Genomic DNA, 20363 nt, shown 5'->3' with positions numbered 1-20363 from the left:
ACCGTGCACGGACCTTCATCCTCCCGCCGAGACGTCCGGCGATGGACGTCCTCACCCCTCCTTCGGGGCCGAGGCCACGGCGGCGAAGCGGTCCCCGTACGGCGGCACCTCGCGGTAGTCGATGCGGCACACGAGCACCTGCGGCCGGCGCTCCTCGTCCGCGCGCTTGAGCACCTCGGGCAGCAGCTCCGTGAGCTGGCCGGGCCGCGTCACCTCGTAGGCCCGGGCGCCCAGCGACTCGGAGAACTTCACCAGGTCCGGGTCTCCCAGGCTGAAGTACGGGTCGTCCAGCGCGTACTCGCCGCCCGACTGCGCGTGCTCGCCGTGGTTCACCATGCCCAGGTAGTTGTCGTTGAGGACGATGTAGACGGCCCCCACCTTGTAGCGCACCGCCGTGACGAGCTCGGTGCCATTCATCAGGAACGAGCCGTCCCCGGTGAGCGCGATGGCCGTGTTCTCCGGCTTGCCCACCTTGCCGCCGATGACGGCGCCCATGGACCAGCCCATGGAGGACAGGCCACAGGGGTAGAAGACGCGCGCGGGCGGGGTGATGCGCAGGCAGTGCGTGGCCCAGCCGGTGCAGTTGCCCATGTCCACGTACAGGTCCGTGCGGCCGTGCAGGTGCGGGTTGAGCTCCTCCATCACATGCTGCGGCTTGAGCGGGCCGTCCTCGGGCAGCACGTCCGCGGCCGAGCGGTGGGCGAGGTTCAGCGCGTTGAGGTGCTGGCGGCGCTCGCGCACGTGCGCCTCGTTGCCCGGCGCGGCGCCGTGGCCGAACTCCACCAGCCCCGCCACCACCGAGCCCACGTCCGCCACGATGGGCAGATTCACCTGGAGGAACTGGCCGATGACGCACGGGGTGGCGTCCACCTGGATGACGGTGTGCGCCGTCTGGAAGAGCGTGGAGAAGCTCTTCGTGGCCCACTCCCCCAGGCGGCTGCCCAGCACCATCAACACGTCCACGCCCTCGCGCAGGTACTGCTCGGCGCGCTTGCTGCCGGCGATGCCCAGCACGCCCAGCGAGAGCGGATCCTCCTCGGAGAAGAGCCCCTTGCCGCGCAGGCTGGTGGCCACGGGGATGCAATAGCGGCGCACGAGCGCGGCGAACTCCGCGCCCCGGCTCTCCAGCGCCTCGCGCGCGCCCGAGCCCAGGTACACCAGGGGCCGCCTGGCGTTCCGCAGCAGCTCGAAGGCCGTGTACACGTCGGAGGCCGGCGCCGCGGGCAGGGTGCTCTTCCAGGCGCCCGGCGCGGTGGGCACGCTCACCTTCGCCAGCGTCTGCCGGGCGATGTTGGTGGGGATGCTCACGTGCACCGCTCCATGCGGCACCGCGTGCGCCGTCTTCAGCGCCCGCTCCAGCAGGCGCGGGAAGCTCTTGGCGTCCACCACGGTGGTGCTGGAGGCCGTGCAGTGGCGGAACATCTCCCCGGTGTTGATGCCGCCCTCATCGGTGCTCTCCTGGATGGCGCCCAGCCCGAAGCGCTCGGTGGACACCTGCCCGCTGATGGTCAGCAGCGGCACCTGATCCAGGTGCGCCGAGGCCACGCCCGTCATCGCGTTGGTGGCGCCGGGGCCGGCCGTCACCGCGCACACGCCCAGCTTGCCCGTGGCGCGCGCGTACCCGTCCGCCATGAAGGCCGAGCCGCCCTCGTGGCTGCCGATGATGAAGCGGATGCGCGCCTGGCGCCGCAGCGCCTGCACCAGCGGCGCGATGTTGCCCCCGGGGATGCCGAACACCGCATCCACCTGCTCCGCCTCCAGGTGCGCCAGCAGCGCCTCCGCCACCGTGAGGTTCTCGTACGTGTGGAAGGAGCGCAGCTTCGTCAGCCCGGCCTGGGGCTCCTCCGGGTGCTGCTCCGGATGCGCGTTGCCGTCCCGCGAGGCCGCGGCCGCTTCCACCCGCCCGTCCCGCAACGGGTGCATCCCCTGCTGGAACAGGGGGGTGGTGGGCTCTCCGCGGAGTGACTGGCTCTGCGGGGCCTTGGCGAGGGCGGGCTGGGACACGGGCTCCCCTTTCTTCTTCTTGGACGTTCGGGGTGCGCGCTTCCCCAGAACAGCGGGTTTGTGGACCTCGACTGGATCTCGGATAGTGAGAACGCGAGGATCGCGTGCGCGCGACGCGGTGTGTCGGAGGGTGACGGTTGCGCAAAGTACCCCAGTTTCTCCAGCGGGCAAACAAGTAAATCAAAAGATTTCAGGCCCACTGGATTCGGGATGTGGTAGGGCGCGCGCCCCGTTCCAAACCCTTGAATTTCCGGGCGGAAGAAAGTTCGAGCTAAGCTGGCGGGCACCTTTCCGGCTGCCTCGGACGCGAGGCTCTTCCCCAGCCGGAACACGAGGCAAGTGATGCCTGTCCCACAAAACGTCGTCACGGACTATGGCTTCCGGGTGCAAGCGCCCGGGTACATCACGCCGGCGGAGGCGCGGGCCTGGTTCGAGGATCTGCGCTCCCGGGTGGTGGCCATGAACGGCAAGTCCTTCGGATTGCTGGTGGACTCGCGATCGCAGAAGGCCAACCCGCCGGACACCCAGGAGCTCATCAAGGAGTCGATGGTGTGGCTGCGTGGCCATGGCATGGAGCGCTCCGTGGTGGTGTTGGACAGCACGGTGGCGTTGATTCAAATCCTCCGGCTGGCGAAGTCCACGGGCGTGTACGCCTACGAGCGCTACCTGGACGCGCTGAAGGATCCGGAGTGGGAGACGAAGGCGGTGGATTGGATCGTCCGCGGCATCGATCCGGATCTGCCGCAGCCGGCGCAGAAGCAGGCGCGCTGAGCGCGGACGGGGGGACAGCGTCATGGCCCGCTACCGTTATCCGTGCACCGGCCCCGTGGAGACGGAGGGCTTCGAGCACTTCGTGGCGGGGCAGTTGGGCCCCGCGCGGGCGAACCTGAAGGCCTTCGCGGCAGAGCTGGGCGAGCGCTTCGGGGCGAGGCACCTGGCGCTGGTGAACTCGGGCAGCTCGGCGAACCTGGCGGCGGCGCTCGCGCTGGCGGAGCGCACGGGCCCCGGGGCGCACGCGGTGACGGCGGGCTTCACCTTCCCCACGACGTTGTCGTCGCTGCGCACCGCGGGCTTCGCGGTGACGGTGGTGGACACGGAGCCGGGCGGCTTCTGCATCGACCCGGAGGCGGTGCGGCGCGCGCTGCGGCCGGAGACGCGGGTGGTGTGCGTGACGCACTTCCTGGGTTTCCCGGCGGCGCTGGAGGCACTGCTCGAGCTGGCGCGGGAGCGCGACCTGCTGGTGCTGCAGGACGCCTGCGAGACGATGGACCTGCGCATCGGCGGGAAGCCGGCGCACGCGTACGGGACGCTGGCGACGTGGAGCTTCTACCACCCGCACCACCTGTCCTCGTTCGGCGGGGGCGCGGTGGTGTGCCCGGACGCGAGCTGGCAGCGGGTGGTGGAGTCGGTGACGCACTGGGGCCGCGAGTGCACCTGTCACTATGACCCGAGTGCGTGCACGGCGCCGCCGGGCATCCACCACAACTTCCACTACGTGCGGATGGGGCACAACCTGGAGCTGTCCGAGCTGAATGCCTGCTTCGGCCGCTTCCAGTTGCGTAAGTGGGAGGCGCACGAGGCGAGGCGTCACGCGCATTACGCCACGCTGTACGAGGCGCTGCGGGACGAGCCGGGCCTGACGGTGTACGCGGCGCCGGCGGACAACGGCTCGCCGTTCGTCTTCCCCTTCACGGTGAAGGCGGGGAGCGCGGCGGGGCTGGCCGAGCGGCTGATGGGGCGCGGGGTGGAGGTGCGCACGTTGATGGGCGGAGCCATCACCCGGCAGCCGGCGTGGAAGGATTTGCCGCACGACGGGCTGGCGCACTGCACGGCCCTGGCGGAGGCGTCGCTCTTCGTGGGCATCCACCAGACGCTGGGCGAGGAGGACGTGGCGGCGGTGGCGCGCATCATCGCCGAAGAGGCGCGGCGGTGAGCTGGAGGCGGGCGCTGGCGCTGGCCTCGGCGCGGCCGCTGGACTTCACCATTCAGTACCCTCCGTCGCGGGAGTACTTCCGCGAGCGTTTCGCGTCACCGGCTGGAGAGGGCGTGGCGCTGGAGGCGCTGAAGCGGGTGCTGCTGTACGTGCACGTGCCCTTCTGCGAGGCGAAGTGCTTCTACTGCAACTTCGCGGTGGATCTGCGCAAGGGCGCGGCGGTGCACGCGCGCTACGTGGACGCGCTGTGCGCGCAGCTCGGGCAACTGGACGCGGCGCTGCCCGAGGGGTGCTCGGTGCCGGGCATCGACATCGGCGGAGGGACGCCGGCGCTGCTGGCGCCGGAGCTGCTCGGACGGGTGCTGGAGGCGCTGCGCCCGTGGCGGCGGCGGTGCGAGGTGGCATGGCCGTTGTCCATCGAGACGACGCCGCGGGTGGCGGCGACGGACGGGGAGCGGCTGGCGGTGCTGAAGGCGGGCGGGGTGGACCGGGTGTCCATGGGGCTGCAGAGCACGAATGACGAGACGCTGGCGCAGGTGAACCGGCGGGCGCAGCGCAACCTGGGCGAGCGGGCGGTGGAGGCGCTGGCGGCGGTGGGCTTCCGCCGGGTGAACGTGGACCTGGTGTTCGGGCTGCCGGGGCAGACGCGGGAGCACTGGTGGCAGGACCTGGAGCGGGTGACGGCGCTGCCGGTGGACTCGGTGACGACGTACGACTGCCTGTACCGGGGAGCGGGGCGCGCGATGCCGAGGCTCACGGCGGTGCGGCCCACGCCGGGGGACTACGGCGCGCTGTACGACCTGGCCTATGAGCACCTGACGGCGAACGGCTTCCATGCGCCGTATGGCTCGGTGAACTTCTCGCGGCACGCGGGGGAGACGGGGACGTCGCCGTACTTCGAGGGGCGGCTGTTGGACGGGTTGCCGTACGTGGGCGCGGGCAACTACGCGTCGAGCCTGGTGGGGGCGCGCTGGTGGTTCGCGCCGTACGAGGTGGACACGTACGTGGCGGCGGTGGAGGGCGGGGCGGTGCTGCCGGAGGAAGACGGGTACACGCTGCCGGACGCGGAGCGGTGCGCGAAGTACGTGCTGCTCTCGTTGAACTTCGGGCTCATTGACCCGGCGCGCTTCCGGGCCTTCGCGGGAGTGGAGCTGGAGGCGATGTACGGGCCGCGGTTGGAGCACGCCCAGGAGGTGGGCTGGCTGCGGAAGGAGGGCGGGGTGTACGGGGTGGAGCCGGGCCGGTTCAGTGAGCTGCCGTGGATCCGCGCGCTCTTCTACGCACCGGGCGCGGTGGAGTGGCTGTCCGGGCGCACGCCGTTGCCGGAAGCGTTGCGGATCACGGGCTGAGTCCGCGTAGTCTCGGGCTCCATATGAAAGCCCTGCACCGCAAAGAGCTCTACGGCTGGTCCGTCTTCGACGAGGCGCGCAACCTGGACTTCCACAGCGTCCTGTGGGTGCGCCCCGAGGGCAACGTGGTCATCGACCCGCTGCCGCTGTCCCCGCACGATGCCGCGCACCTGCGTGCGCTCGGCGGGGTGGCCTGGGTGGTGGTGACCAACTCGGAGCATGTCCGCAACACCCGCGAGCTGGTCTCCACCTTCGGCGCGAAGGTGGCCGGCCCTCGCGCCGAGGCGGACACCTTTCCTCTCCAGTGTGACCGGTGGCTCTCCACGGGCGAGTCACTCGTCCCCGGGCTGGAGGCGCTGGAGCTGCACGGCTCCAAGACGCCCGGTGAGCTGGCCCTGCTCCTGGAGGACACGACGCTGGTGACGGGAGACCTCATTCGCGGCCACGTGGGCGGCCGGCTCAACCTCCTGCCGGACGCGAAGCTGAAGGACTCCGCCCGGGCCCGTGCCTCTGTGCGCGAGCTGGTCGAGCGATGGCCGCGCATCGACGCGGTGCTGGTGGGGGATGGCTGGCCGGTGTTCCGCGGCGGGCGCGCGGCCCTGGAGGAGCTGGCGCGCGCGTTACAAGGGTGAGGTGCGCGGAGTGCCGAGCAACTGCAGCGTGCGCACCGCGACGTCCGCGATCGTCTGCGCGCACGGGTAGCAGCCTCCACCGCAACACGGGGGCCACTCGCCCTCGGGGTCGCGCAGGAGCGGATGGACGCAGCCACGGTAGGCGAAGGGCAACCCGAGCTCGTCGCACGCCTGCCGCAGCGCGTCCTGTACGCGCGGGTCTCTCACGTCGCTCACCCTGCGGGTATAACCGTCCGCGACTCCACCCACCACGCTTCCTGGCCCGTGCTCCCAGGAAGCGGGCAGGCCGTTGCCGGGTGCTTCACACCGCGTAGCACGCCTTGCGCGCCACCCAGCGGACGACATCCATCGCGCTGAGGACGCCCACCACCTTGCCCTCGGCGGACACCACCAGCACGCGGTGGACGCGCGCGGAGGCCATCACCGCGGCCGCCTGGGGCACCGTCGTCCCCTCCCGCACCACCACGGGGGTGGCGTTCATCAACTCGGAGGCCGTGGCTCCTGCACGCTCGGGATGCAGCCTCGGTGTGTCCTCCTCCTCATCCGAGGCCCGGAGCAGGTCCGCCCGGCTCACCACGCCCACCAGGCGCTCGTCCTCGTCCAGCACCGGCACGCCGCTCACCTTGCGCGTGGCGAACAGCTCCGCCAGTTCCTCCGCGAGCATCTCCTCGCCGACGCAGTAGAGGTTCTGGGTCATCAACTCGTCCACGCGGGTGTGCTCGAGCAGCGGGGGGAGCAGCGGCTCGTAGATCTCGCCGGGAGGAGGAGGGGGCGTTGGGGCCTCGGGGTGGCAGCGGAGGCTCTCGGGCCCGGCCGCTCCCCGCTGGATGTGCTCCAGGTGTGGGCAGCCTTCGCACGTCTCCAGGTCCACCACCTGTTGGGAGTCCGGACACTTCACCGTCCAGCGGACCTCCTCCTCTCCCTGGCCCAGCCCGGTCGATACCCGGTGGATCGGCAATGGGATTCCTTCCGCCTCGCGCAGGTCCTTCATGGGCAGCCTCCCCCCGGCCATTCCGCACGCAAAAGTTGCGCTTCGGCATGGGCCAGGGAGGAGTGGAGCAAGCCGCGCGCCACCGCCGTCACGGGGGTAACCTGGGTGCCCCTCGTTCCGGAGTCGCTCGATGAAGCTGGATCGCCGTGCCGTCCTCTGCCTGCTTGCCCTGAATGTGGCGTGTGCCACGGCTCGTCCCGTCTCCACGGACCGGGAGGCGCCCCGGCTGCTGTCCGGGTCCGAGCAGATCGCCGTGCGCGAGGCCTGGCTGGTGAAGCGCCACGGGATGCTCCTGCCGATGATGCGCCAGCACGGCGTGGGCATGTGGATCATCGTGAACGAGGAGTTCCATGACGACCCCCTCACCCAGTATGTCGCGCCGCCGCGGCCCTACGCGGGCAACCGGGACGTCTTCGTCTTCATCGACGCGGGCGAGCAGGGGCTGAAGAAGTACGCGCTCCCGGCCTATGAAGAGGAGAACCTCGTCCGCTTCTTCGAGGTGCCGGAGCAGACGCGGGTCTACAAGCAGGTGCTGGGCGAGCTCGTTTCACAATACCGGCCGGGCACCATCGCGTTGGGGATCGGCGGCAGGCGGGGGGTGACGCGCAGTCTGACGCGGGACTCCTACACCTACCTCGTCGAGGCGTTGGGGCCCGAGGCGGAGGCGCGCTTCGTCAGCGCGGCGCCGCTCATCGAGGAGTACCTGGACACGCGCATCCCCGAGGAGCTGGAGCACTACCGCACGCTGGTGGCGCTCACGGAGCGGATGGTGAAGCGGGCCTTCTCGCCGGAGGTGGTGAAGCCGGGTGTCACGACGGTGGGGGACGTGCGCCGCTGGCTGTATGACGAGTTGGGACGGTGGGGCGTGGGAACCTGGTTCCAGCCGGACCTGCGCGTGCAGCGCAAGGGGCAGGGCTCCGGCTCGTCGCGGGGCTTCCTCGCGGTGTCCAGGGAGGACGTGGTCATCCAGCGGGGAGACCTGCTGCACGTGGACTTCGGCATCAGCTACCTGGGGCTGCACAGCGACTGGCAGAAGATGGCCTACGTGCTGCGCGAGGGCGAGAAGGACGTGCCCGAGGGGCTGAAGCGGGCGCTGGCGAACACGAACGCGCTGCAGGACGCGCTGGTGAAGGAGTCACGTCCGGGGCGCTCGTCCGGCGAGGTGTATGAGGCCGTGATGGCCGTGATGAAGGAGAAGGGAATCGTGGCCCAGGTGTACTCGCACCCGCTGGGCAACCAGGGGCACGCGCTGGGCGCCTCCATCGACTTCCGCTCGGCCAGCCGCAAGGACGAGCCCAGGAAGCTGCGCGAGGGCTCGTACATCGCCATCGAGGCTCAACACGCGCACCCCGGTGCCCGAGTGGGACGGCCAGGAGGTGTTCGCGATGCAGGAGGATCCCGCGTACCTCACCGCCGAGGGCTGGCGCTTCTTCGTGCCCCGGCAGGAGGCGTACTACGTCATTCCGTAGTCGCCTCGTGCCCGGGGGGGCGCTCAGCGCGCGTAGATGCGCTTGTGGTCGCGCGTGCCCTGGTAGCGGAAGCCCTCGCCGGCGGTCTCCTCGGCGGGCTTGTCGTCCAGCTTCTCGCGCGCGGCCATGATGGCCTCGTACTCGGGGATGCTCAGCGCGCGCCGCTTCTCCAGCAGGTTCTCCAGGCCCAGCGCCTTCACGCGCGCCTGCGCCTCGGGCTGCACCACCGCGCTGAAGAACTCCGCGCACGAGCCGCTGCCGTACGAGAACAGGCCCACGCGCTTGCCCGTGAGATCCTCGCGCGAGCACGACAGGAGGCTCGCCAGCGCCAGGTACATGGAGCCCGTGTAGATGTTGCCCACCTGCGAGGGCAGCATGAGGCTCGGGCCCACCAGCCGGTCGAAGCTCGCGTCCGGCTCCTTGTCGCCGTCCAGCGTGCGGATGTGGCGGTGCGCCTTGCGCGACATCTTCCCGTACGGCACGTGGTACACGAGCGCGGCGAAGCGGTCGCTGTACATGCCCTCGCCGCCCGCGTCCTCGGCCGCTTCCTGGTAGGCCTTGTACGCCCCCTCCAGCGCGTCCAGGTAGCACTGCACCGAGTAGTGCCCGTCCACCACCGCGTCCTTCGAGTAGAGCGGACGCCAGAAGTCCATCACGTCCTTGGCGTACGCGCCCGTCTTCCCGGTCTCGAAGGCCAGCAGCTTCGGCTGGTCGGACACCAGCAGCGCCACCGCGCCCGCGCCCTGCGTGGGCTCACCCGGCGTGCCCACGCCGTAGCGCGCGATGTCCGAGCAGATGATGAGGGCCTTCTTCCCCTTGGCGCTGCCCGAGCGCACCCAGTCCATGGCCAGCAGCAGCGCCGCGGTGCCGCCGTAGCAGGCGTGCTTCGTCTCGAAGACGCGGCAGCGCGTGGTCAGCCCCAGCAGGCCCTGCACGTAGGAAGACACCGGCTTGGAGTGATCCACCGCCGTCTCGGTGCCCACCACCAGCATGCCCACGTCCTCGGCGGTGCACCCGGCCGCTTCCATGGCCATCCGCGCCGCGCGCGCCGCCAGCGTCACCGTGTCTTCTTCCACCAGGGGCACGGCCATCCGCGTCACGCCCAGGCCATCCACGTACTTGCCAGGCGCCACGCCGCGCGCCTTGGCCAGCTCCGCCAGCTCCACGTAGGTGGGCGGCACCGCGATACCAAGGCTCTCCAGTCCTGCCTGCATCCAGCACTCCTTCAATTCTTCAGTGGAGGGACACTGAAAGTTGGGGGGAGAACAGTCTGAACCATTGGACGGGTGTGTTTCCACCCCCGGAGACGCCTTGTCCCGGTGACAAGGTGGGGGGATGTAGCCCGGGTTGCGGCAGAGGGGGGCGGCATGGGATAGGGAGGCCCTTTTTTGACCTCAAACGGAGTCGAAGGATGAATTTCGAGCTGGCCTTCGTCCTGCTCTTCTCCATCGCGACGGCGGTGGCGATCGCGGCGCGCTACTTCAAGTTCCCGTACACGGTGGCCCTGGTGGTGGCGGGCCTGGTGCTCGGTTCGGTGCGTGCCTTCGAGCCGCCCCACCTCACGAAGGAGCTGCTCTTCGCCATCATCCTGCCGGGGCTGCTCTTCGAGGCCGCCTTCCACGTGGAGTTCCGCAAGTTCTGGAAGAACAAGCTGGCCATCCACTCGCTGGCCATTCCCGGGGTCGCGGCGGCGGTCGGGCTCACCGCGCTCATCCTCACGCCGGTGGTGGAGGGGCTGCACTTCGTGTCGGGCTTCGGCTTCATCCACGCGCTGGTGTTCGCCGCGGTCATCGTCTCCACGGATCCCATCGCCGTGGTGGGGCTCTTCAAGGCGCTGGGGGCGCCCAAGCGGCTGGCCATCCTCGTGGAGGGCGAGAGCCTGCTCAATGACGGGACGGCCGTGGTGCTCTTCACGCTCATCGTCGCGGCGGCCACGGGAGGCACCTTCACCGTGGGCGGGGCGGTGCTGGAGTTCGTGAAGGTGGCCGGTATGGGCATGCTCATCGGCGGCGCGGTGGGCTTCGCCGTCTCCCAGGTCATCCAGCGCGTGGACGACGCGATGGTGGAGATCACCCTCACGGTCATCGCCGCATATGGCTCGTTCGTGGTGGCCGAGCACTTCCACTACTCGGGCGTCATCGCCACGGTGGTGGCGGGCATGCTGTGCGGCAACTGGGCGGCGCACCAGGGGATGAGCCCCACCACGCGCGTGGCGGTGGCGAGCTTCTGGGAGTACCTGGCCTTCGCGCTCAACTCGGTGGTGTTCCTGCTCATCGGCCTGGAGGTGCAGCTCGGCTCGCTGCTGGCCTCGTGGAAGCCGATCCTCGCGGCGTATGGGGCGGTGATGGTGGGGCGCGCGCTGGTGGTGTACGGCGTGTCGGGCCTGTTGCGCTTCACCTCCGAGCGCATGCCCTGGAGCTGGACCGCGGTGCTCACCTGGAGCGGGCTGCGCGGGGCCATCTCCATGGTGCTCATCCTCGGCTTGCCGGCGGACTTCCCCCACCGCGAGCTGCTGGTGAACATGACGTTCGGCGTGGTGGTGCTCGCCATCATCTTCCAGGGGCTCACCATGGCGCCGCTGCTGCGGCGGCTGGGCATCACCGGCCTGAAGGACGTCTACCAGGAGCAGTACGAGCTGGCGCGGGGCCGGCTGGGGGCGGCGCACGCCGCGCTGGCCTCGCTGGAGGGCATGCGCCGCACGCGGGAGATTCCCGCCGACGTGCTGGAGCAGCTCGAGCGGGACTACCAGCAGAAGGTGGCCGCCGCCGAGCAGGAGCTGTCCGCGCTCAAGCAGCAGTCCATGCGCTTCCATGAGGAGGAGCACCAGGAGGCGGTCCGGCGGGTGCTCATCGTGGAGAAGGAGTCGCTCCTCAAGGCGTACCAGAAGGGGGCCATCGGCAAGGAGGCCTACGAGCACCTGATCGCGGACCTGGACGAGCGGATCGCCCAGGCGGATGCCGCCGAGAGTCATGTGCCTCCGGTGGCGGGCGCCTCCGTCCCGGGCGCGGTGGGCACCTGAGGCCGTAGGCCCGTGCCGGGCGCCGGGGTATGAAGGCGCCCGTGCCCGAGATCGATCGCCTCAGTCCCACGCGCCGGCCGGACGAGCGGCCCGTCATGTACCAGCGCTGGCGCCAGTTGCTCTTCCTGCACTGGGCGCTGCCGCCGGAGGTGATGGCGCCGCTGCTGCCGCCGGGGCTGACGCTGGACACCTTCGACGGCAAGGCCTGGGTGGGCCTGGTGCCCTTCACCATGCGCGGCGTGCGTCCCCGGGGCCTGCCCGCGGTGGGCTTCCTGTCGGACTTCCACGAAACCAACGTCCGCACCTACGTGCACTTCCAGGGGAAGGACCCGGGGGTTTGGTTCTTCAGCCTGGAGGCCGCCAACGCCATCGCGGTGCGGCTGGCGCGGGCGTGGTTCAAGCTGCCCTACCAGTACGCGCGCATGGAGGCTCACCACTGGAGGGGAAGGCGGACGGGAAGGGGAGCCCTTCGCCTACCGCTCCGAGCGCCTCTGGCCGGGGCCCACGCCCGCCACGTGCGCCGTGCGCTGCACGCCCCGGGGCCCGGCCGCCCCCTCCATCCCGGGCACGCTCCAGCACTTCCTCGTCGAGCGCTACTTCCTCTACTCCACCGCCCACGGCTCGCTCTTCCGCGGCCAGGTGCACCACCCGCCCTACCAGGTGCGCGGCGCCGAGGTGGAGGGCCTGGACGAGTCGCTCCTGGCCGCCGCTGGCATCTCCCGTCCCGCCGAGCCCCCGCTGGCACTCTTCTCGGAGGGCGTCGACGTCGACGTGTTCCGGCTGAAGCGCGTGGCGTGACGCGGGGGGGCTAGCAGGCGCCGCAGTCGGCGGCGCAGCTCTTGGTGGTGGTGCCCGTGCCGCAGCTCTCCGTGGCCTGGCACACGCCGTCGCCACAGCTGTAGAAGTCCGCGGGCTGCATGCGCGTGGTGACGGGCCGGTAGGTGACGCCGTTGTAGGAGCAGGACGTGTAGAAGGTGTTGGTCGCGTCCCGGGTGCAGTACGTGGCGCAGCTCCCCACGTACGTCATGGGCGTGCACTGCGAGGCATTGGGCGAGCCGGCGAGGCCGCACACGCGCGGGCTGCTCTGGCTGCTCGTGAGGGACAGGCCGTCGTTGCCGCCGTAGACGCCCGTGCTCCCGTCGAAGAGGTTGCCGAAGAAGCACGCCTCCTTGACGCTGTAGTCCGCCAGCTCCTGGGTCGTATAGGTGATGGTGTTGCCGGCCCCGTTGAGCCCCAGCAGGGAGATGGTGACGTTGATGCCGAACTTGTTGGCGTGCGCCGCCATGCACGCCGACACCACCTGCAGCTCCGCCGTGGTGGCCGCCGAGCCGTTGGCCCAGCCCGGCGCCAGCCCCAGCACGCCGTTCCACGTATAGGTGGTGCCCCCGCTCGTGTACGAGCGCGTCTCGCCCGACGGCACCGCGCACGCCACCACGTACTTCATCACCTCGTTGCGCACCGTCGCGTCGCCCTGGAACCAGTCGTTGAAGCCGCTCGTCGACAAGCCGTTGAGGCTCAGCCCGTTGAGGCTCAGCCCGTTGAGGCTCAGCCCGTTGAGGCTCAGCCCGTTGAGGCTCAGCCCGTTGCCCACGATGATCTTCTGGGCCGTGCTCCCCCACTCCTCCCCGCCCGTCTCTTCCGGCAGCCCCTCCGCCGGTCCGCACCCGACGGCGCAGGCCAGCAGCACTGCCAGGAACTCCCAACCACTGCGCCGAGACTCAAAGGTCTTCAACAGCATGGTCCACCCCCTGGGAATGGATGACGCGGGATATGTCGCTCTGCCTGTCACTCCCCCTCGTGGAGCCCCTCGGAATTCCAGCCCGACAAGCTGAACTCCACGCCATCAGTGTGATTACTGCGAGTGATGAAAAAAAGGTCATCCCCGCCAGAACCGTCTAGTCGGTCAGAATTGAGACACCTGAAATGTTGGTAACGGGCAGCCAACCCACGCATGGAGTCCGGCAGTGAAAGGCGTTTCACGAGCCGTCTGGGGACGTGCGAAGACGTGCGAAGACGACGCGAGGCGCGGGAGGCCTCACGTCGTCTGGGATTGAGAGGGAAGGGGAGTCTCAGCCCGCCAGCGGCAGGGAGCAGGCGCGCGCGGCCGAGGGGGTGACGCCGAAACCGCTCGCGTCGCGCACCACCCAGCCGGCGATGTCCGCCAGGGGTCCACCGGTGATGTCGAGGCCCTCGGGGCCGCGCCGCGCATCCACCTGGCCCACGTGGACGCAGGCGTGCACGCTCACGCGCGTGCCGGCCGCGAGCTTCTGGGCGCGCTGGTGCAGCTCGCGCGCCTTCTCCAGCAACTCCCGGGCGTCCACGCGCGGCGCCTCATCCAGCGGGCGCACGCCCAGCAGCGCCATGCCCGTCTGCACGGCGAGCACGAAGCCCGCCGCGCGCAGCTCCTGCTCCAGGCCGTCGAGCACCTCGGAGACGGCGGCGTAGGCGGCATCGTCCTCGGCGCCGTCCTCGAGCACCACCTCGGCGTGCAGGGCGAAGGCGCGCACGCTCCTGCCCGAGGCCATCATCCGCTCGGCGCTCGCCGGGGCCACCGCCTCGCGCAGCGCGGCGCGGAAGGAGGCCACGTCCGGGTAGCGCCGCTCCGCTTCCTTCTCCAGGCAGCGCAGCACCACCGCGTCCACCGCGGGCGGCACGGGCACCTCGGTGCTCGGCCGCGGCGCCGGGGCCTCCAGGTGCATCCGCTCCACCTCCAGCCGGTCCTCGGACTGGAAGGGGTAGTGGCCCGTGAGCATCTGGTACAGCAGCACGCCCAGCGCGTAGATGTCCGTGGTGGGGCCGATGTTGCCGCTGCGGAACTGCTCGGGCGCCATGGCCTGCGAGGTGCCCAGCCGCTGGCCCGCCACCGTCAGCCCCTCCTGCCCCGGCTCCGGGTGGATGAACTTGGCGATGCCGAAGTCCAGCAGCTTCACCACCGGCGGCTCTCCCTCGGACACCACCGCCACGTTGCTCGCCTTCAAATCCCGGTGCACCACGCCCGCCTGGTGCGCCGCCTCCAGCGCCGCGCAGACCGGCTCCAGGTACGCCAGCGCCCGCTCCGGTGACAGCCTCCCGCGCTCCTGCAGGAGCTGGCTGAGCGTGCGCCCCGGCAGCAGCTCCATCACGTAGTACGGGCTGCCGTCCTGCAGCATGCCGAAGTCGTAGACGTCCACGATGTGCGGGTGGCGGATCTGATTGACGACCCGCGCCTCGCGCACGAAGCGCTGCAACATCTCTCCCTGGTCCGTCAGGTGCGGGTGCAGCACCTTCACCGCGGCGCGCCGGCCGAGGATGCGGTGTTCAGCTTCGTACACCGCGCCATGGCCCCCCGAGGCGAGCACCGCCTTGAGCATGTACTCGCCAGCGAGGGCTCCGGGCGCGGGCTGCACGCGAGCGGGATGCTCCCGGGGTGGCGTCCGCTCAGTCCGGGGGAGGATGTGAAAAGTGCTGTCCGTGTCCGCCATTGCTTCAAGTTTACCACCGCCGGGAGAGGCCCTTTCCCGAGGGGGGGGCCTCTGTCGAGCGCCCGGCACTTCGGTTACCCTCCTGGGGCGAGGTGTCCAGTGGTGGATGAATGGGCCCGAGAGACACGGGGTGGGTGAGGTGCCCCGGGCCCCGACTCTGCTGGATACTTCCACGGCTGTCCGAAAACTCCTGCCCCCGGGAAGAGCATGGCCATGAAGATGGTGGACGATCTCACGATGTGCGGAGGGCCCGCGAAGCCACTCCAGTCCTCGGAGAGCGCGTGCCTCATCCTCACCAGCACGACGACGCCGGCGGCGATCGGAAAGGTGTTCCGCATCGAGTCCGCGGAGCACGTGCTCGGACGGGGAGCGGACGCGGGATTCCAGATCAACGACCATGGCGTGTCGCGCCGGCACGCGCGCATCAGCCGCTCGCCGGAGGGTGGCTTCCACCTGTCGGATCTGGGCTCGACCAACGGCACCTACCTCAATGGTGTGCGCGTCGCGTCGGCCGAGCTGCACGAGGGCGACCGGGTGCAGATCGGCACCGTGACGGTGCTGCGCTTCTCCATGCGCGAGCTGGTGGAGCAGGGCGAGGAGCAGCTTCGCCAGGCCCTGAGCGCGGCGCGCGTGGGCATCTGGGATTGGAACGCCGTCACCGGCGCGGTGACGTGGAGTGAACAGGTGGACCGGCTGCTGAGCCTGCCGGTGGGCTCGCTGTCGGGACGGCCCACGGACCTCTCCGAGGTGGTGCACCCGGGAGACCTGCCGCGCGTGCGCGAGGCGCTGGCCACGGCGCTCGCTCAGCGCGAGCACCTGGACGTGGAGTACCGCATCGAGCTGGCGGGCGCGCGCGGCCGGTGGCTGTCCTGCAAGGGGGACGTGCTGTGCGACGAGACGGGCACTCCGGTGCGGATCACCGGCACGGTGATGGACATCACCGAGCGCAAGGTGGCCGAGCAGGAGCTGCGCCGCCAGGCCCTCATCTTCGAGAGCCTGTGCGAGGGCGTCGTCGTCACGGACCGGACCGGGCGGATCATCGACTGGAACGCGAGCGCGGAGAAGATGTTCGGCCGGGGCAAGGCCGAGGCGCTCGGGCAGACGCTCTTCTCGCTGCTGCATCCGGGCGCGGAGGACAAGCGCACGGGCGAGGTGCTCGCGGCGCTGGAGCGCGACGGCCGGTGGACGGGGGAGATGGACTTCAAGCGGGCCGACGGCACGCAGAGCTACTGCGAGTCCGTGGTGGCGCCGCTGCGGGACGCGGAAGGCCGGACCATCGCCCACATCATGGTCCACCGCGACACCACCGAGCGCCGCGTGCTCCAGACGCGGTTGCAGATGGCGGACCGGCTGGCCTCGGTGGGCACGCTGGGCGCGGGCGTGGCGCATGAAATCAACAACCCGCTGGCGTACATGCTCGTCAACCTGCACCTCATCTCCGAGGGGATGGAGAAGCTGGAGGAGCTCGCCGGTGGCGGACAACGTGGAGCCGCTGCACCAGGTCATCCGCGAGACGGTGGAGGGCGCCGAGCGCATCGCCTCCATCGTGAGGGACTTGAAGACGTTCGCCCGCGGCCAGCAGGAGGACAGGCTGGGGCCGGTGGAGGTGAGCAAGGCGGTGGAGCTGGCGTGCAAGATGGCGGACAACGTCATCAAGCACCGCGCGCGGCTGGTGACGCAGTTCGAGCCGGTGCCCTCGGTGCAGGGCAACGAGTCGCGGCTGTGCCAGGTGTTCCTCAACCTGCTGCTCAACGCGGCGCACGCCATCCCCGAGGGGGATGCGAAGGACCACGAGATTCGCGTCGTCATTCGCGAGAGCGGCGCGGGCGAGGTGGTGGTGGAGGTGCGCGACACGGGCGTGGGCATGGCGCCGGAGGTGCAGGCGCGCATCTTCGATCCGTTCTTCACCACCAAGCCGGTGGGCGAGGGCACGGGACTGGGGCTGTCCATCTGCCACGGCATCATCGACTCCATGGGCGGGCGCATCGCCGTGGAGAGCCAGCCGGGCAAGGGGAGCACCTTCCGCGTGAGCCTGGGCGTGGCCGGGACGCCGGTGGAGGTGCGGGTGGAGGCCGCTCCGGTGCCCAGCGCGGGCCGGGCGCGCATCCTGGTGGTGGACGACGAGCCCTACGTGACGCGGGCGCTCCAGCGTTCGCTGTCGCCGGACCATGAGGTGGCCACCGTCAACGGGGCCCGGGCCGCGCTCAAGCTGTTGGATCAAGGCAACCGCTTCGACCTCATCCTCTGTGACGTGATGATGCCGGGGATGACGGGCATGGACCTGTACGCCGAGCTCAACCGCGCCGCGCCGGATCAGGCCCAGCGCGTGGTCTTCATGACGGGTGGGGCCTTCACCCCGCGCGCGCTGAGCTTCCTGCAGGAGGTGGCCAACCCGAAGCTGAGCAAGCCGTTGGACTTGCGCCAGCTCCGGGCATTGGTGAGCCGCTCCGCGCAATCGCCCGCTCCCGCCGCGGCGCCGTCGGCGGCCGCTCCGGTGGCCGTGCTCCAGGGCGGTGCGAGATGAGCGAGCGGCAGTCGGGACGTGCCACGGCCGCGCCCCTGCTCGTCCCGGACGAGCCCTCGGCTCCCTCGCTTCACCCGGTGTCCCCCGCGCCGGTGCCGGCGCCGGCGCCGCCCGAGTTGACGGTGCGTGCGCTGGTTGTCGGAGGACTCATCGGCTCGGTGGTGGCCGTCACCAACGTCAACACGGGGCTGAAGACGGGCTTCTGGGAATCGGGGTGCGTGCTGTCCTCGCTGCTGGCCTTCGGTGGCCTGTCGGCGCTGGCCCGGCGTGGCACTCCCGTCTCCCCGCTGGAGACGAACCTCGCCCAGACGGCCGCTGTCTCCGTGGGGGCGATGCCCGCCAGCGTGGGGCTGCTGGGCGTGGTGCCCGCGCTCGCCATTCTGGGGACGCCGCAGCCGCCCGGCTGGGCGCTGGCGCTGTGGGGCGTGGGGCTGGGGACGCTCGGCGTGCTGTTCGCCTTCTCGCTCCGCCGGCGCCTGCTCGAGGACGAGGCCCTGCCCTTTCCCACCGGCGCCGCCGCCGCGGAGCTGCATCTCCCGGTTGCACTCCGCCGGCTCGGCCTACGCGGCGCGCGTCCGGGGTCTGTGGGTGAGTGGCCTCGCCTCCATGACGCTCACCTTCTTGAGGGATGCGCGGGGCCTCGTGCCTCCGGCGGCGCTGCTGCCCGGGACGTGGACGGTGGGCGGACTGGGCGCGGACACATTGATGCTGGGCATCGCCTGGAGTCCGATGATGCTGGGCATCGGCATGCTGGTGGGCCTCCAGACGGGGCTGAGCATGCTGCTGGGGGCGGGGCTGGCGTGGGGCGGACTGGCGCCCTGGCTGGTGAGCGCGGGGGTGGTGAGCGCGGAGGCGGTGGAGAAGGCCGGGATCGAGCCCCTCTCCGACTGGCTGCTGTGGCCCGGTGTGGGGTTGCTGGCGGGCGCGGCGGCCACATCGCTCGTGTCCCAGGTGCGCGCCCTCCCCGCCGTGATGGGGGACTTGCGCAAGCTGGGGCGGGACGGCGGGGGCTGGGAGTCCACGGCCGGCCGGTGGGTGGCGAGGGCGGTGCTCCCGGCCATCCTCCTCACCGGGGGAATGGCGTGGTTCGCCTTCCAGCTCAGCCCGCTGTACTTCCTCCTGGCGCTGCTGCTGGCCTTCCCGCTGAGCGCGGCGTGCGCCCGTGCGACGGGTCAGACGGACGTCGCGCCCATGAGTCCGGTGGGCCATCTCGCGCAGGTGGGTTTCGGCATGGCGGGAGCGGGGCAGGCCAGCCTCAACCTGGCGGCCGGCGGGGTGGTGTCGGGCGCCGCGTCTCATGCCAGCGCCAGCCTGTGGTCGCTCCAGGCCGGGCGCCTGCTGGGGGCCACCGCCTCGCGACAGCTCCTCGTCCAGCTCCCGGGACTGCTGCTGGGCGCCGCCGTGGCCGTCCCCACCTACTACCTGCTGGTGTCCACGCACCGGGTGGGCTCCCCGCTGTTGTCCGCGCCCTCGGCGAAGACGTTCATGGCCGTGGCGCGGGTGGCCTCGAATGGGCTGGCGGGAATGCCACGCGCGGCCACGCTGGCCATGGGCCTGGCCTTCGTCGCGGGCGTGCTGCTGTCGGTGGGTGCGCGCGGGCGGCTGGCGCGCCTGCTGCCCTCGGCCGCGGCCATGGGCATCGGCTTCCTCCTTCCGGCCCCCATCGCGGTGACGCTGAGCCTGGGGGCCGTGTTGGCCGCCCTCGTGGGCCGCCTCCGCCCCTCCGCCACGCAGAACGATGCAGTCGGCGGGCTCGGGCGCCATCATCGGCGAGTCCCTCTTGAGCGTCCTCATCGCGGCGGTGACTGCCTTCCTGATGAAGCCTCCGGGCTGAGGGCCCTCACGCCGCGGGGGTGACGTGCGCGCTCTGGAGGCTGCGCTTGAGCCGGCCTCCCATGACGTTGGGAATCTTCTCGGCCCGGCGCAGCGCCTCCTCCAGGCAGCGCACGGCCGCCGCCCGCTCGCCCCGCCTCAGCCACGCCAGCCCCCTCAGCTCCAGCACCTCCAGCGGCTCCTGCTCCACCGAGCACTCGTTGGAGCGCGCCAGCAGCGCCTCCCACTCCTCGGGCGTGGCGTCGCGCGTGGCCAGCTCCACCGCGTCGAAGATGACTTCCTCCGAGGGGCTGAACTCCGCGCCGCTCTGCTTCAACGTCCGGCGGATCTCCGTCAGCAGCGCGCGCGTCTTCTCGTCCTGCCCGGTGTAGGCCAGCGCCCGGGCCTGCAGCAGCAACGCCCACGGCCTCGGGGCCATCTCCGGGTGGTGCCGCTCCAGCTCGATGGCGCGGGCGATGTGCGGGGCCGCCGCCTCCGCGTCCCCCGCCTGGTAGAGCAGCTCGCCCATGTTGTGCTCGGCGAAATACTCCCAGCCCACCATGCCCAGCTCGCGCCCCAGGTGCAGGAAGCGCTCCTGGTCCTGCATCGCCCCCTGGAAGTCGTTGCGCGCCACCCACAGGTTGCGCCGGTTGTTGATGGCGCTGCCCAGGTGCAGCCGGTCCCCGCGCTCGCTGCACTCGGCGATGACCTCCTCGAAGATGCTCTCCGCCTCGTCGATGTGGCCGAGGTTGGGGAGGATGACCCCGAGCAGGAGCTGTGCCACCACCAGCGACTCGTAACCCGCGTCCCCCAGCTTCCGGGCCCGCTCGGCCGCCTCCTGCAGCGGCTCGCAGCACTCCTCCCACTGGCCGTTGCGGAACTGCGCGCGCCCCAGGCCCAGCAGCAACCGCACCTGCAAGAGCGGCGATTGCAGCTTCCCGGCGAAGACCATCTCCTGGGCCGCGTACACCCGCTCCTCGGAGCGCGCGTAGTCGTTGATCCAGTCGTAGGCCATGGCCTCGTCCAGCAGCAGATCCACCTCGTCCGTCACCGCCTCCAACTGCCGGGCCAGCTCGCGCGCCGCGGCGAAGTCCGCCAGCGAGTCCTCGTAGCGTCCCACGCGGTAGCGCATGAGGCCCCGGCCCCGGAGCACGGTGAGGCGGCGCCGC

General features: G+C 70.8%; 13 protein-coding genes and 5 pseudogenes. 11 read left to right on the top strand and 7 right to left on the bottom strand.

From position 1 onward, the window contains the following. Positions 1 to 51: 51 nt before the first annotated feature. Positions 52 to 2004 (bottom strand): thiamine pyrophosphate-binding protein, encoded by a 1953-nt coding sequence (locus ACN28I_RS23550; RefSeq protein WP_420944195.1) that lies wholly within the window; start codon positions 2002 to 2004, stop codon positions 52 to 54. A 342-nt stretch (positions 2005 to 2346) separates the two neighbouring features. Here ACN28I_RS23550 and ACN28I_RS23545 point away from each other — a divergent pair, with 342 nt between their 5' ends. The 4 genes from ACN28I_RS23545 to ACN28I_RS23530 are packed head-to-tail and all read left to right on the top strand — an operon-like array spanning position 2347 to position 5918. After that, positions 2347 to 2775 (top strand): hypothetical protein, encoded by a 429-nt coding sequence (locus ACN28I_RS23545; protein WP_420944194.1) that lies wholly within the window; start codon positions 2347 to 2349, stop codon positions 2773 to 2775. Positions 2776 to 2797: 22 nt separating this feature from the next. Beyond that, a complete protein-coding gene (locus tag ACN28I_RS23540) occupies positions 2798 to 3937 on the top strand; it encodes a DegT/DnrJ/EryC1/StrS family aminotransferase (RefSeq protein ID WP_420944193.1) in 1140 nt (379 codons plus the stop codon). Further along, entirely contained in the window at positions 3934 to 5286 is a 1353-nt protein-coding gene (locus ACN28I_RS23535) for a coproporphyrinogen-III oxidase family protein (RefSeq protein WP_420944192.1), read from the top strand. Before ACN28I_RS23540 ends, ACN28I_RS23535 begins: the two co-directional genes overlap by 4 nt. Positions 5287 to 5309: 23 nt before the next feature. Further along, the gene (locus ACN28I_RS23530; RefSeq protein WP_420944191.1) at positions 5310 to 5918 is read left to right on the top strand and encodes an MBL fold metallo-hydrolase; all 609 of its coding nucleotides are present in this window, start codon (positions 5310 to 5312) and stop codon (positions 5916 to 5918) included. On the opposite strand, the gene ACN28I_RS23525 is transcribed toward ACN28I_RS23530, so the two are convergent. Together ACN28I_RS23525 and ACN28I_RS23520 are read right to left on the bottom strand one after the other, a co-directional pair. Continuing rightward, positions 5907 to 6134 carry a hypothetical protein gene (locus ACN28I_RS23525; RefSeq protein WP_420948699.1) on the bottom strand — a complete coding sequence of 76 codons (228 nt, stop codon included), beginning with the start codon at positions 6132 to 6134 and terminating at the stop codon, positions 5907 to 5909. The genes ACN28I_RS23530 and ACN28I_RS23525 overlap by 12 nt on opposite strands. An 85-nt stretch (positions 6135 to 6219) precedes the next feature. After that, on the bottom strand, positions 6220 to 6909 hold the full coding sequence (locus ACN28I_RS23520) for an HPP family protein (RefSeq protein ID WP_420944190.1): 690 nt from the start codon (positions 6907 to 6909) through the stop codon (positions 6220 to 6222). Positions 6910 to 7039: 130 nt separating this feature from the next. Between ACN28I_RS23520 and ACN28I_RS23515 the strand changes: the two are divergent. Beyond that, a pseudogene (locus ACN28I_RS23515) lies at positions 7040 to 8230 on the top strand (M24 family metallopeptidase); the annotation flags it as partial. Between the two features lie 171 nt (positions 8231 to 8401). On the opposite strand, the gene ACN28I_RS23510 reads toward ACN28I_RS23515, so the two are convergent. Further along, the gene (locus tag ACN28I_RS23510) at positions 8402 to 9592 is read right to left on the bottom strand and encodes a hydroxymethylglutaryl-CoA synthase (protein ID WP_420944189.1); all 1191 of its coding nucleotides are present in this window, start codon (positions 9590 to 9592) and stop codon (positions 8402 to 8404) included. 197 nt (positions 9593 to 9789) lie between these two features. Between ACN28I_RS23510 and ACN28I_RS23505 the strand changes: the two genes are divergently transcribed. The 3 genes and pseudogenes from ACN28I_RS23505 to ACN28I_RS23495 form a co-directional block, all read left to right on the top strand. Next, positions 9790 to 11397 carry a Na+/H+ antiporter gene (locus tag ACN28I_RS23505; protein WP_420944188.1) on the top strand — a complete coding sequence of 536 codons (1608 nt, stop codon included), beginning with the start codon at positions 9790 to 9792 and terminating at the stop codon, positions 11395 to 11397. Between the two features lie 29 nt (positions 11398 to 11426). Then, positions 11427 to 11774, top strand: a pseudogene (locus ACN28I_RS23500) (YqjF family protein); the annotation flags it as partial. Between the two features lie 139 nt (positions 11775 to 11913). After that, positions 11914 to 12195, top strand: a pseudogene (locus ACN28I_RS23495) (DUF2071 domain-containing protein); the annotation flags it as partial. A 10-nt stretch (positions 12196 to 12205) separates the two neighbouring features. Here the strand turns inward: ACN28I_RS23495 and ACN28I_RS23490 are convergent. Then, positions 12206 to 13135, bottom strand: a complete 930-nt coding sequence (locus ACN28I_RS23490) for a hypothetical protein (protein ID WP_420944187.1) — start codon at positions 13133 to 13135, stop codon at positions 12206 to 12208. Positions 13136 to 13466: 331 nt separating this feature from the next. Next, positions 13467 to 14858 (bottom strand): protein kinase domain-containing protein, encoded by a 1392-nt coding sequence (locus ACN28I_RS23485; protein WP_420944186.1) that lies wholly within the window; start codon positions 14856 to 14858, stop codon positions 13467 to 13469. 207 nt (positions 14859 to 15065) lie between these two features. Between ACN28I_RS23485 and ACN28I_RS23480 the strand changes: the two are divergent. From ACN28I_RS23480 to ACN28I_RS23470, 3 genes and pseudogenes are all read left to right on the top strand, one after another. Beyond that, positions 15066 to 17382 (top strand): annotated as a pseudogene (locus tag ACN28I_RS23480) (ATP-binding protein). Next, positions 17379 to 17852: pseudogene (locus ACN28I_RS23475) on the top strand (OPT/YSL family transporter); the annotation flags it as partial. The pseudogenes ACN28I_RS23480 and ACN28I_RS23475, both read left to right, overlap by 4 nt. A gap of 118 nt (positions 17853 to 17970) precedes the next feature. Next, the gene (locus tag ACN28I_RS23470; protein WP_420948698.1) at positions 17971 to 19239 is read left to right on the top strand and encodes an OPT/YSL family transporter; all 1269 of its coding nucleotides are present in this window, start codon (positions 17971 to 17973) and stop codon (positions 19237 to 19239) included. Here ACN28I_RS23470 and ACN28I_RS23465 read toward each other — a convergent pair. Then, positions 19223 to 20326 carry a tetratricopeptide repeat protein gene (locus ACN28I_RS23465; RefSeq protein WP_420944185.1) on the bottom strand — a complete coding sequence of 368 codons (1104 nt, stop codon included), beginning with the start codon at positions 20324 to 20326 and terminating at the stop codon, positions 19223 to 19225. The genes ACN28I_RS23470 and ACN28I_RS23465 overlap by 17 nt on opposite strands. Positions 20327 to 20363: the final 37 nt, after the last annotated feature.

The sequence above is a fragment of the Archangium gephyra genome (assembly GCF_049060025.1).
Taxonomy (GTDB): Bacteria; Myxococcota; Myxococcia; order Myxococcales; family Myxococcaceae; genus Archangium; species Archangium gephyra_A.
The sequence above is the reverse complement of the archived record's forward strand: the minus strand, read 5'-3'. Positions and strand labels throughout refer to the sequence as shown.